We start from the raw sequence: 11,727 nt of genomic DNA, 5'->3' as shown, positions 1-11,727 counted from the left end.
CCCGGGCCGGGGCGGGCCGCCCTGCCGCACGGCGCCCGCCGGGTCGATGCTGAGGACGGGGCGGGTCCCCGATCACCCGGCCCGGACCGATGGAGGTGGCCGCGATGACAACGGCCGAAGCGGGCGCCCGGGGTCCGGTCCCGGCCGACCCCGGCGACGGGGCCGACGCGCTCACCACGGACGGCGCGGTCGTGACGCTGCGCCCGGTCCGCGCCGGGGACCGCGCCGGGATCGCCGCGGTGTTCGACGAGGCGTCGAAGGAGAGCCTGCGGCTGCGGTTCTTCGTCTCACCCGGGACGTCCACCGTGGCCGCCGAGGTGGACCGGCTGCTGCGGCCCGACGACGAGCGGCACGTCGCCGTCGTCGCCGTGCTGGGCGGCCGGCCCGTCGGCGTCGCCTCGTACGAGCGCACCGGCGACCGCAGCCGGCGCGCGGAGTTCGCGGCGTTCGTGGCGGAGCACCAGCGCGGGCGGGGCATCGGCACGCTGCTGCTGGAGCAGCTGGCGGTCCGCGCCCACGACCACGGCATCACCGAGCTGGTCGGCGAGGTGCTGCCGGGCAACGTGCGGATGCTCAAGGTGGCCCGCGACCTCACCGGCCGGGTCCGGTCCCGGTTCACCGACGGCATCGTCGACATCGGGATCACCACCGGCACCGACGAGTCCGCCGAGCTGGCCATCGACGTCCGGGACCGGGTCGCGGAGCGGGCTTCCCTGCACGCGGTCCTCGCCCCCTCGGCCGTGGCGGTCGTGGGCGCCGGGCACCACCCCGGCGGGGTGGGCCGCGAGACGCTGCTGGCCCTGCGCTCCTACGGCTTCACCGGCCGGCTGTACGCGGTCAACCGCGGCGGCGCCCCGGTCGACGGCGTCCCCGCGTACCGCCACGTCCGCGACCTTCCGGCGCCGGTCGACCTGCTCGTCGTCGCGGTGCCCGCCGACCAGGTCCTGGACGTGCTCGCCGAGGCCGGCTCGGTCGGGGTGCACGGCGCCGTCGTGCTGAGCGCGGGCTTCGGCGAGGACGGGGCGGCGGGCCGGCAACTCCAGCACGACCTGCTGGTGTCGGCGCGCGCGCAGGGCATCCGGCTGGTCGGCCCGAACTGCCTCGGGCTGCTCAACACCGCCCAGGCGGTGCGGCTCAACGCCAGCTTCGCCCCCGTGGCGCCCCGCCCCGGCGCCCTCGCGGTGGCCGCGCAGTCCGGCGCGGTGGCGATCGCCGTGCTGGAGAGCGCCGCCCGGTACGGGCCCGGCATCTCGACCCTGGTGTCGCTGGGCAACAAGGCCGACATCAGCGGCAACGACCTCATCGCGTACTGGCACGACGACCCGGCCACCCACGCGGTGGCGCTGTACCTGGAGTCCTTCGGCAATCCGCGCAAGTTCGCCCGTACCGTGCGGGCCCTGTCCCGCCGCAAGCCGGTGCTGGCCGTCAAGAGCGGGCGCTCCCTGGCCGGCCAGCGTGCCGGCGCGTCGCACACCGCCGCGGCGGCCGCCCCGGCCGCCACGGTCGACGCCCTGTTCGAGCAGGCCGGCGTGGTCCGCACCGACAGCCTCGGCGAGCTGCTGGACGCCGCCCGCATGCTGACCGACCAGCCGCTGCCGGCCGGCGACCGCCTCGCCGTCGTGGGCAACGCCGGCGGCCTCAACGTGCTGGCCGCGGACGCCGCGGAGGGCAACGGCCTGCGGGTTCCGCCGCTGAGCCCGGCGACGGTCGCGCGGCTCGCCGTGGCGGCCCCCGCCGCGGCCGCCACGGCCAACCCGGTGGACCTGGGGGCCGGCGCCTCGGCGGCCACCTTCGCCGCCGCCGCGGCCGCCGTGGCCGAGAGCGGGGAGGCCGACGCGCTGCTGCTCGTCGTCATCGGCACCCGGGCGAACGCGCCCGCGGACATCCTCACGGCCCTCGGCTCGGTGGCCGACGAGCACCCCGAGCTGCCGGTGGCCGCGGTTCTGGTCGGCGGGGGCGACGCGGCCATCCTCGGCGCCCGCCGCGCCCCGGTCTTCGACCTGCCGGAACGGGCGGCGGCCGCCCTGGCCCGGGCCGCCTCCTACGCGGCCTGGCGGCGGGAGCCGCTGGGTCACCGGCCGCGGCTGACCGGGGTGGACGCGGACCGGGCGGCGGCGCTGGTCCGCGAGGCGCTGGCCGAGGGCAGCACCTGGCTGCCCTACGAGCGGACCGCCGCGATCCTGGCCGCGTACGGCATCACGATCCTGCCCGCCGCGGTCACCCACACCGGGCGGCAGGCGGTCGCGGCGGCCGACCGGATCGGCTACCCGGTGGTGATGAAGTCCGCCGATCCCGCGCTGGTGCACAAGAGCGACACCGGCGGCGTCCGGCTGGGCCTGGCCGACGCGGCCGCGGTGGCGCGGCAGTACGACACGGTGGCGGCCGCCGGGCAGACCGGCCGGGGCGTGCTCGTGCAGCGGCAGGTGTCCGCACCGGTCGAGCTGCTGGCCGGGCTGGCCCACGACCGGCTGTTCGGGTCGGTGGTCCTGCTGGGGCTGGGCGGGGTGCGGACGGAGCTGTTCGGCGACCGGGCGCTGCGGCTGGTGCCGGTGACCGACCTCGACGCCGGCCGGATGTGGCGCGGTCTGCGCTGCGCCCCGCTGCTCACCGGCTACCGCGGCGCGGCGCCGGTGGACACCGCCGCCCTGGAGGACCTGGTGCTGCGGCTGGGCCGGCTGGCCGAGGATCTGCCCGAGATCGCCGAGCTCGACCTCAACCCGGTGCTGGCCGGCCCGGACGGCGTCGTCGCGGTGGACGCCAAGCTGCGGCTGGCGCCGGTCAGCGGCGAGCCGGACGCCGTCACGCGCCGGCTGCGGTCCGCCGGCGGGTCGTGACCCCGGGGACGCCGGGGCCGTCAGCCGGGCGGGGCGCCGAGGTGGATGCCGATCGTCACGGTGGTCGTCGGCCCGGCGGTGATGTGCACCTGGTCGCAGATCTGGCGCACGATCCACAGGCCCCGGCCCGCCCGGCTGCCCAGCGGGGCCGGCCGGATGCCCAGCCTGTCCGGCCGGGCGATGCCCGGCCCGGCGTCGACGACCTGCACCATCAGCAGCTCGCCGGTGCGCCACAGCCGGAGCGTGCCGGACCCGGCGCCGTGCCGGATGGCGTTGGTGGCCAGCTCGGTGGCGACCAGGAGCACCCGGGGCAGGCTGCGCTCCGGCAGGCCCAGCTCGGTGGCGTGGGCGGCCACGGCGGCGCGGAGCGCGTACAGCCCGCCGGGCGCGAACTGCTGCTCCAGCGCCACCTCGGACGGCGCGTGCAGCGGGCCCGGGCTCGCCGGGGCGCCGTTGCTGCCCTCGTCGCGGCTCATCGCGACGGTTGCATCCGGAACTGGCCGGCCTCGCCCGCCCCCACCAGCCGGAACGTCTCCGCGACGGCCGGGCCGCAGGTGACGATCAGATGCCGGTCGGCCGGCAGGGAGAGCGCCGTCTTGGCGATCATGGTGGCCGCGGTGACGTCGACGAAACGCGCCCTGGACATGTCGACGTGGATGTCCGTGTCCAGCCGCAGGGCCTCGGTCAGGGCTTGGCGCAGGGGTTCCAGCCGGGTGTAGTCGAGCTCGCCGGAGATGCGCACGCCCGGGGGCCGGTGCTGGCGGCAGATGCGCAGCACCGCGTCGTCGTGGTAGGCCAGCGCGGCGACCGTCTTCGGGTGCGCCTCCGCGGCGAAGGCCAGGGTGACCGGGTCGAAGCCGTCGCGGTCGTACTGGCAGACGGCGGTGAAGCGACCGTCGGCGCACAGGCCCGCCGCCGCCTCCTCGAACGCGCGCAGCTCCGGCACGGTGGCGCTGGGCCGGGTCGCCCAGCACATGTCGGCGGTCATCCGCAGGCCGGCGTAGCCCTGCCCGGCGGCCTGCTCGATCTCGCCGGCCAGCGCCTCCACCATGGCCGCCGCGGTCGCGGGGCCGCCCGGGGCCCACAGCTGACCGCCGTCGGTGACGTCCAGCTGGCCGGACCGCACGGCCGGCGGCACGGCGACACCGCGCCAGGTCAGCTCGTCGCTCAGCCGTTGCGGGGTGAGCGAGTGGGTGTAGCAGAGCACCTTGTGGTTGCACCCGAGGCCCTCGGCGACGAACTCGGCGACGATGTCGAGGCGTTCGTCCGGATCGGAGAACGTCAGGCAGACGTGGTCACCGGCGGCGACGGCGTCCACCGTGACAGCGTCAGTCATGCGAGCTCCCGTACTCGTTCGCGACGCCATCACCTTAATCCCTCGTCCCGCGTCGGCCTTTCCCCCGCGCGGCTGAACGGCGATCGTGTCCTCAGCCGACCAGGAACACCGGGCAGTCGGCCCGCTGCAGCAGGGCGCGGCTCACCGAACCCAGCAGGGCGCCGGTGACGGAGCGCCTGCCGTGCCGGCCGACGACGAGGGCGGCCGCGTCGCCGGAGGCGGCGACCAGCGCGGTGACCGGGTCGCCGGCGACGGTCCGGTGGTGCACGGCGACGCCGTCGCGGTGGTCCACCCGGTCCATCGGCACGGGAGCGTCCCCGGCGGCGTGCAGCATGATCAGGTCGCAGCCGCGCACCTGGGCCTCGCGGACCGCGAAGGCGATCGTGCGCGGCGAGGCGGCGGAGGCGTCCACGCCGACCACGAGCGGCCGGGTCGCGTAGCCCGGTCCGGGCGGCCAGCCGGGCACGCGGACGACCAGGACGGTGCCGGGATGCTGGACGGCGACCCGGTCGCCGACCGTCCGGCCCAGGGCGGCGCCGGCGAGGCCGTGCTGGTGCCCGACCACGACGAGGTCGGCGGTGGCGGCCTCGGCCAGCAGCGCGGCGGCCGGCGCCCCGACGGCCAGGTGGCTGGACACCGCGACCGTCGGCGAGTAGCCGTGCACCCGGTCGGTCATCCGTTCCAGTAGCCGGGCGCCGAGGTCCCGGGCCGGGTTGCGGCCGCCGCCGGCGGGTTGCACGTGCACCAGGCGCAGGTCCCAGCCGCGCAGCTCGGCCTCGATCGCGGCGTGGTCCACCGCGGTGTAGCCGGCCAGGCTGTCGTCCACCCCGACCAGCACGAGGCCGGCCCGGGTCCGCTCGGGCTGCGGGGGCGCCAGGACCGGCGCGGTGTCCCGCGTCTCGCGGTAGCCGTACGCGCCCAGGTAGCGGTTGACCGCGTCGCTGTACGGGGTCGACCGGCGCAGGTCGGCCGAGGCCTGCTGGGCTTCTCTTCGCGCTCTCTGCCTGTCGAGGTCACTCATGGCAGCCTCCCGGTGCCGTTTCCTTACCTCTTCAGCACACCCGATCCGCCGGTGTCAGCACAGGGCCGGAGGTCCCGCGGTCGGGAATTCGCCGGCCCTCCGCGGGAGGCTGTCGCCGCGGTCATCGAGGTGCAGCTCCGCCCAACGGCGGGTGGAGGTCCGCAGCCGTCCGGTCAGCACCGTGACGAACCGCGTGGTCAGTTCCAGCCCGAGGGCCGGATCCTCACCGATGAGATTCCGCAGGCCGGCGGCCGCGAACTCCACCGCCCGGATCTCCTCGGTCACCACCGCGCCGCTGACGTACCGGTACGGCTCGACCAGCCAGGAGCACCCGACCACCCCGTCGGCGCCGACGTGGCCGAGCACGACGTCGCCCCGTCCCGGCCCGGGCCCGTCGAGGTCGACGGCCCCGGAGCGCAGCAGCCAGCAGCACTCGGCGGGCCCGTCCGGCCGGCAGAGCCGGTAGCCGGCGGGCCGCACCACCGTACGTCCGTGCGCGGCCAGCCGGTGCAACCAGCCCATCGGCAGGTCGCCCAGGAACGGGTGCAGGACCAGTTCGTCGAAGACGGTCAACGGCGCCATGGTGGTGTCTCCCGCCGGGCGGATCAGGTGGTCAGCCGGGCCGGCTCGTGGGTGAGCCGCTCGATGTCGCCGGCGCCGGCCTCGAGCAGCTGATGGGCCAGGTCGGCCAGGGCGCGGGCGACGGCGAGCTCGTCGCCGATCTCGGGCACCTCGCGGTCGGCCGGGCGGCGCCGGGCCTGCCCCTCCGCCCGCAGCGGCGACGGCGCGCCGCTGTACAGCCGGGCGACGGCGTGCGTGCGGCGCTCGTCGTCGTGTTCGTTGATGTCGATCTCGACGCGCCAGGTTCGGGCGTGGACCATGACAGCACCTTCTTCGTCGTGGTGGTGATGCCGGACGCCTTCATCGCAGCGCGCCGGCCGGCGCCCCGGCAGAGGCTAAGGACCCGGTCAGGAGGTCTCGGTCCCGGCGAGCGCCCGCTCCGTCCCCACGGACCAGCCGGGCGGGACCAGCAGCACCGGGCACACCGTGCCGCGCATCGCCGCGTCGCCGAGCGAGCCGTAGACGATCTCGGCGAAGCGCCCGGTGCGGCCCATGCCGGCCACCAGCAGGCGGCTGCGCCGGGCGGCGCGCTGCAGGGTGTAGCCGATCTCGGTCTCCTGCACGATGAGGCGCTCGACGACCACGTCGGGGTACGTCCAGGCCCAGCCGGCCAGCGCCTCGGCGAGGTGCCGGTCGGTCCGGGCCCGGTCCGCCGAGGCGGGCGACACGTGCAGCGCCACCAGGTGCGCCGCGTCCCGGGCGGCCTCCTCGTAGGCGCAGGCCAGGGTGGCGGTGGCCGGCTGGTGTCCGGAGGCGGCCACCACGACCGGGCCGCGCTCCGAGCAGTTCCCCCGGTGCACGAGCAGCGGGCAGGCGCTCTGGTGGGCCAGGTACGTCGCCGTCGAGCCCCAGCTGGGATGGGTCAGCGCCTCGTCGCGATGACCCACCACCAGCAGCCGCGCCGTGGCCGACCGCTCGGCCAGCACGGCGGACGCCCGGCCGTTGAGCAGTTCGGTGGTGACCGGCAGCCGCGGCGCCTGCAGCCGGGCCCGCCGCGCCGCGAGCTCCAGCAGGTGCCGGCCGTCCTCCTCGGTCGGCAGCGGGCTGCGGCCCTGGGCCCAGCCGCTGTAGCGGCTGGGCCAGACGTGCACGATCGACAGGGCGGCGTGGCGTCGCCTCGCCTCCGCGACGCCGAGGTCGACGATGCTCAGGTGCTCCCGCGCCCGGTCGACGCCGACCACGACGGGAAGGTTCTGCGAGTGCGACACGACGGTGTCCATATCTGGACGGTAGGCGCGGGCCGGGGGCGGGAGAACGGCCGACGGACCGGGATGGCAGGGCCCTTGGTCCGTATCCCGCCCGCCGCGCCGCTCACTTGCCGTAGTACGCCGCCTTCATGAGCTCCTGCATGTCGTCGAGCATCGGCATCCGGGGGTTGGCCGGCGCGCACTGGTCCTGGTAGGCGTTCAGGGCCTGCTGCGGCACGGCGTCCAAAAAGGCCTGCTCGTCGACGCCGATCTGCTGGAACGACTCCGGGATGCCGACCTCGCGGCGCAGCTGCTCCACCGCGGCGGCCAGGGACTCCACGCCCTCCGCCGGCGTGGCGGCCGGCAGCCCGAGGGTCCGGGCGATGTCCTGGAAGCGTTCCGGGGCCCGGTAGCTCTCGTACTTGGGCCAGCCGGTGAGCTTGGTCGGCACGGTGCCGTTGTAGCGGATGACGTGCGGCAGCAGGACGGCGTTGGTCCGGCCGTGCGCGACGTGGAACGTCGCTCCGAGGGTGTGCGACATCGCGTGCACGATGCCCAGGAAGGCGCTGCCGAACGCCATGCCGGCGATGGTCCCGGCGTTGTGCATCTTCTCCCGGGCCTCCGGGTCGTTCGGGCCGTCCGCGACGGCCCGGCCCAGGTAGCCGAAGATCATCTTGATCGCCTGCAGGGAGAGCCCGTCGGTGAAGTCGCTGGCGTAGACCGACACGTACGACTCGATGGCGTGGGTCAGGGCGTCGAAGCCGCTGTCCGCGGTGATCGCCGGCGGCAGATCGGTGGCCAGCACCGGGTCGACGATGGCGACGCTGGGGGTCAGCGCGTAGTCGGCCAGCGGGTACTTCTTGCCGGTCGTGCTGTCGGTGATGACGGCGAACGGGGTGACCTCCGCCCCGGTGCCCGAGGTGGTCGGGATGCACACCAGCCGCGCCCGCTCGCCCAGGGTCGGGAACGTGAAGGCCCGCTTGCGCACGTCGAAGAACTTCTCCCGCATGTCGGAGAAGACCACCTCGGGGTGCTCGTAGCGCAGCCACATCACCTTGGCCGCGTCCATCGCCGACCCGCCGCCGAGGGCCACGATGGTGTCCGGCCGGAAGGACCGCATCAGCTCCGCGCCGCGGTCCACGGTGGCCAGGCTCGGCTCGGGCTCGACGTCGTCGATGATCTGCAGGGCGACCCGTTCCGGCCGGCGCTGCAGCACCGTGATGAGCCGGTCCACGTAGCCGAGCCGGGTCATGGTGTGGTCGGTGACGACGGTGACCCGGTGCACGTCGGGCATGTCGGCCAGGTAGCGGATCGCGTTCGGCTCGAAGTAGATCTTCGGCGGCACCTTGAACCACTGCAGGTTGTTGCTGCGCCGGCCGATCCGCTTGATGTTGATCAGGTCGACGGCGGTGACGTTGTTGGACACCGAGTTGTGCCCGTAGCTGCCGCAGCCCAGCGTGAGCGAGGGCAGGAACGCGTTGTACATGTCGCCGATACCGCCCTGGGAGGCCGGGGCGTTCCAGATGATCCGGACCGCCTTGACGTGCCGGCCGTACGCCTCGGCGACGGCCTCGTCCTCGGTGTGGATGACCGCGCTGTGGCCGAGCCCGTGGAACTCCACCATCCGCGCGGCCTGGTCGAAGCCCTGCTGCGTCGACTCGGCGCGCAGCACGGCCAGCACCGGGCACAGCTTCTCCCGGGTCAGCGGCTCGGCCGGGCCGACGTCGGCCACCTCGGCCAGGATGATCGAGGTGCCGGGCGGCACGGCGAACCCGGCCCGCTCGGCGATCCACTCGGCGCTCTGGCCCACCACCTCGGCGTTGAGCCGGCCCTCGGCGCAGTCGGCGCTGCCCGCGCGGGCGCCGAAGATGAGCTCCTCGAGCTTGGCTTTCTCCGGCGCGGTGACCCGGTAGGCGTGCAGCCGCGCGAACTCGGCCATTGCGGCGTCGTAGATCCCGGCGTCGATGATCGCCGCCTGCTCGGAGGCGCACACCATGCCGTTGTCGAACGACTTGGAGAGCACGACGTCGTGCACTGCCCGGGCCAGCTTCGCCCCCCGGTGCAGATACGCGGGCACGTTGCCGGCGCCGACGCCCAGCGCCGGCTTGCCGGCCGAGTACGCCGCCCGGACCATGGCGTTGCCGCCGGTGGCCAGGATGACCGACACGCCCGGGTGGCGCATCAGGGCGCCGGTGGCCGTCACGGACGGGCTCTCGATCCACTGGACGCAGTGCTCCGGGGCGCCGGCCGCGATCGCCGCGTCCCGCACGATGCGCGCCGCCTCGGCGCTGCACCGCTGGGCCGCCGGGTGGAAGGCGAAGACCACCGGGTTGCGCGTCTTGAGCGCCAGCAGCGCCTTGAACACGGTCGTGGAGGTCGGGTTGGTCACCGGGGTGACCGCGCAGACCACGCCGACCGGCTCGGCGATCTCGACGATGCCGTTGATCTCGTCGCGGGAGATCACCCCGACGGTCTTGAGCCCGGCCATGTGGTGCGGCACGTGCTCGCACGCGAAGATGTTCTTGACGGCCTTGTCCTCGAACAGGCCGCGGCCGGTCTCCTCGACGGCCAGCTGGGCCAGCTCGGTGTGCCGGCTCAGCGCCGCCACCGACGCCTTGGCGACGATCGTGTCGATGTGCTCCTGGGTGAAGGTGTCGTACGCGGCCAGCGCCGACAATCCGCGCTCGACCAGCGTGTCGATCATGCGGTCGGTCTCGTCCGGCGCTTCGACGGGCACTCCGGTGACGGTGACGGTGTCGGCCATGGCAGCATCCTCAGGGTCGGGAGCGGGCGCGTACCGCCCGCTCACCGTCCACTGTCATGATCTCGGCGCCGTCGCACCTGACCGCAACGACCTGACCTGACGGGCCTTTGGTCCCGCACCCGGCACTTCCGGCGGCCCGGACGGCGTGCCGCGCCGGGCGCGGCCACCGGCGACGGAAGGCTCGCGCCGCGGTTTCCGAGAGCCGAGGGGGCATCTGATCCCGGGACCGCCGCGGCCACGAGCCCTCCTGTCCTGATCATCGCGCGGCCGGGCCGGCGCGGCCAGGGCTGCCCGGCCCTAACCCGCGCCGGATGGCCGGACCTCACCGCGTCAGCACGACCTTCAGCGCCCCGGTCTGCGCCGGGCGGGAGAAGGCGTCGTACGCCTGCATGATCTCCTCGAGCGGGAACCGGTGGGTGACCATGTGCCCGGTGTCGAGCTGCCCCGCGACCAGCATGCCCAGCAGCTTCGGCGTCGAGTACGTGTCCACCAGCCCCGTCGTGATGGTGACGTTGCGGATCCACAGATCCTCCAGGTGCAGGGTGGCCGGCTTGCCGTGCACGCCGATGTTGGCCACCCGCCCGCCCGGGCGGACCAGGCTGGTGCAGAGCTCGAACGTCTCCGGGGTGCCGACCGCCTCCATCACCACGTCGGCGCCGAGCCCGCCGGTCAGCGAGCGGACGGCGGCGAGCGGGTCGTCGTCGGCCATGACCGTGGTGTCCGCGCCGAACAGCTTGGCCGCCTGGAGCCGGCTCTGCGCCTTGTCCACCGCGACGATGTGGGCCGGCGAGAACAGCCGGGCGCCCAGGATCGCGGCCAGCCCGATGGGCCCGGCGCCGACCACGACCACCGTGTCGCCGGGCCGGACCCCGCCGTTGAGCACCCCGACCTCGTAGGAGGTGGGCAGGATGTCGGCCAGCAGCACGGCCGCCTCGTCGGTCACCGAGGCCGGCAGCTTGTACGTCGACAGATCCGCGAACGGGATGCGCGCGTACTCGGCCTGCACCCCGTCCACGGTGTGGCCGAGGATCCAGCCCCCGCCGCCCAGGCACTGTCCGTAGCTGCCCTCGCGGCAGAACCGGCACACGCCGCACGCCGAGATGCAGGATGCCAGCACGCGGTCGCCGACGGCGAGCGCGCTCACGCCGGCGCCGGCCTCCACGACCGTGCCGACCGCCTCGTGCCCGAGGATCCGGCCCGGGGTCACCTCCGGCACGTCACCGCCGAGAATGTGCAGGTCGGTGCCGCAGATGGTGACCGCGTCGACGCGGATGACCACGTCCTTGGGGTCCTGGACGCGCGGATCGGGAACCTCGGTCCAGGACCGCTGTCCCGGACCGCCGTAGACGAGTGCCTTCATGACGCCCTCCTTCACGAGCGCTGACGTGCCTGCCTCCCACGCTGCGCCGGCCCGGTCGCCCGGCGGCAGGGCCGTTGGACCCGTCCGTGCTGCTCAGTGCCGGCTCGGCTCACGCGCGCGGCGGCTCCACGGGGTGCTCCCGCTGGTCCCGGGCGGCCAGCACGGCCATCTCCGCGCGGTAGCGTTCCCGGCTGACGGCGCCCGCGAGCAACCGGGCGTACAGGACGGCCTCGGGGTCCGGCGCCGGGCGGGGCGGCAGCGCCTGCACCTCACCCAGGCACGGATCGACCCGTGGGCAGGGATCGACGCGGGCGGGCGGGCCGACGCCGGCCACCGGTCGCGGAGCCGCCGGCGGGCGCCGCAGCAGCGGCAGCACGAGCAGGGCGAGCCGGACCGCGATGAGAGTCCACACCGCGACGGTCAGCGTGTCCACGGCCACCTCCAGCCCGCGCTCGCGGCGCTGCCGCGGCACGCCACCGCGGCGGAGGCGGACCGGGGCCACACCGCCCTCGCGACCATCGTCGGCGGCGCGGCCGGCCGGCGACAGGGCCGAACGTCCCGGTGGCCCCGCCGGACCGGGGCCCGCGCCCCGGGCCGGTCAGCG

The 11,727-nt window shown here is 75.2% G+C and carries 10 protein-coding genes; 1 reads left to right on the top strand and 9 read right to left on the bottom strand.

Annotated elements, in window-relative coordinates:
• Positions 1–104 precede the first annotated feature (104 nt).
• The gene (locus tag Ani05nite_RS38400; protein ID WP_203776694.1) at positions 105–2,834 is read left to right on the top strand and encodes a bifunctional acetate--CoA ligase family protein/GNAT family N-acetyltransferase; all 2,730 of its coding nucleotides are present in this window, start codon (positions 105–107) and stop codon (positions 2,832–2,834) included.
• Positions 2,835–2,854: 20 nt separating this feature from the next.
• Here Ani05nite_RS38400 and Ani05nite_RS38395 read toward each other — a convergent pair whose 3' ends face one another.
• From Ani05nite_RS38395 to Ani05nite_RS38355, 9 genes are all read right to left on the bottom strand, one after another.
• Complete coding sequence (locus Ani05nite_RS38395; RefSeq protein ID WP_203776692.1) at positions 2,855–3,310, bottom strand: ATP-binding protein; 456 nt, start codon at positions 3,308–3,310, stop codon at positions 2,855–2,857.
• The gene (locus Ani05nite_RS38390) at positions 3,307–4,170 is read right to left on the bottom strand and encodes an MEDS domain-containing protein (RefSeq protein WP_203776690.1); all 864 of its coding nucleotides are present in this window, start codon (positions 4,168–4,170) and stop codon (positions 3,307–3,309) included. The genes Ani05nite_RS38395 and Ani05nite_RS38390 overlap by 4 nt, the downstream gene beginning before the upstream one ends.
• A gap of 91 nt (positions 4,171–4,261) precedes the next feature.
• Positions 4,262–5,191, bottom strand: a complete 930-nt coding sequence (locus Ani05nite_RS38385; RefSeq protein ID WP_203776688.1) for a universal stress protein — start codon at positions 5,189–5,191, stop codon at positions 4,262–4,264.
• Between the two features lie 54 nt (positions 5,192–5,245).
• Positions 5,246–5,764 (bottom strand): cyclic nucleotide-binding domain-containing protein, encoded by a 519-nt coding sequence (locus Ani05nite_RS38380; RefSeq protein WP_203776687.1) that lies wholly within the window; start codon positions 5,762–5,764, stop codon positions 5,246–5,248.
• Positions 5,765–5,796: 32 nt separating this feature from the next.
• On the bottom strand, positions 5,797–6,072 hold the full coding sequence (locus Ani05nite_RS38375) for a DUF1876 domain-containing protein (RefSeq protein ID WP_203776686.1): 276 nt from the start codon (positions 6,070–6,072) through the stop codon (positions 5,797–5,799).
• Positions 6,073–6,159: 87 nt separating this feature from the next.
• Positions 6,160–7,032, bottom strand: coding sequence for a universal stress protein (locus Ani05nite_RS38370; protein ID WP_203776685.1), 873 nt, complete (start codon positions 7,030–7,032; stop codon positions 6,160–6,162).
• Between the two features lie 91 nt (positions 7,033–7,123).
• Entirely contained in the window at positions 7,124–9,763 is a 2,640-nt protein-coding gene (gene adhE / locus Ani05nite_RS38365; RefSeq protein WP_203776684.1) for a bifunctional acetaldehyde-CoA/alcohol dehydrogenase, read from the bottom strand.
• A gap of 322 nt (positions 9,764–10,085) precedes the next feature.
• On the bottom strand, positions 10,086–11,123 hold the full coding sequence (locus tag Ani05nite_RS38360) for a zinc-dependent alcohol dehydrogenase family protein (protein WP_203776683.1): 1,038 nt from the start codon (positions 11,121–11,123) through the stop codon (positions 10,086–10,088).
• Positions 11,124–11,232: 109 nt separating this feature from the next.
• On the bottom strand, positions 11,233–11,625 hold the full coding sequence (locus Ani05nite_RS38355; RefSeq protein ID WP_203776682.1) for a hypothetical protein: 393 nt from the start codon (positions 11,623–11,625) through the stop codon (positions 11,233–11,235).
• Positions 11,626–11,727: the final 102 nt, after the last annotated feature.

The organism is Actinoplanes nipponensis (assembly GCF_016862275.1).
Taxonomy (GTDB): Bacteria; Actinomycetota; Actinomycetes; order Mycobacteriales; family Micromonosporaceae; genus Actinoplanes; species Actinoplanes nipponensis.
The sequence above is the reverse complement of the archived record's forward strand: the minus strand, read 5'-3'. Positions and strand labels throughout refer to the sequence as shown.

Coding starts and splice junctions, on each gene's coding strand:
- Ani05nite_RS38395 (WP_203776692.1), bottom strand. CDS start 3,310: ATGAGCCGCGACGAGGGCAGCAACGGCGCCCCGGCGAGCCCGGGCCCG.
- adhE (WP_203776684.1), bottom strand. CDS start 9,763: ATGGCCGACACCGTCACCGTCACCGGAGTGCCCGTCGAAGCGCCGGAC.
- Ani05nite_RS38385 (WP_203776688.1), bottom strand. CDS start 5,191: ATGAGTGACCTCGACAGGCAGAGAGCGCGAAGAGAAGCCCAGCAGGCC.
- Ani05nite_RS38370 (WP_203776685.1), bottom strand. CDS start 7,032: ATGGACACCGTCGTGTCGCACTCGCAGAACCTTCCCGTCGTGGTCGGC.
- Ani05nite_RS38390 (WP_203776690.1), bottom strand. CDS start 4,170: ATGACTGACGCTGTCACGGTGGACGCCGTCGCCGCCGGTGACCACGTC.
- Ani05nite_RS38360 (WP_203776683.1), bottom strand. CDS start 11,123: ATGAAGGCACTCGTCTACGGCGGTCCGGGACAGCGGTCCTGGACCGAG.
- Ani05nite_RS38375 (WP_203776686.1), bottom strand. CDS start 6,072: ATGGTCCACGCCCGAACCTGGCGCGTCGAGATCGACATCAACGAACAC.
- Ani05nite_RS38400 (WP_203776694.1), top strand. CDS start 105: ATGACAACGGCCGAAGCGGGCGCCCGGGGTCCGGTCCCGGCCGACCCC.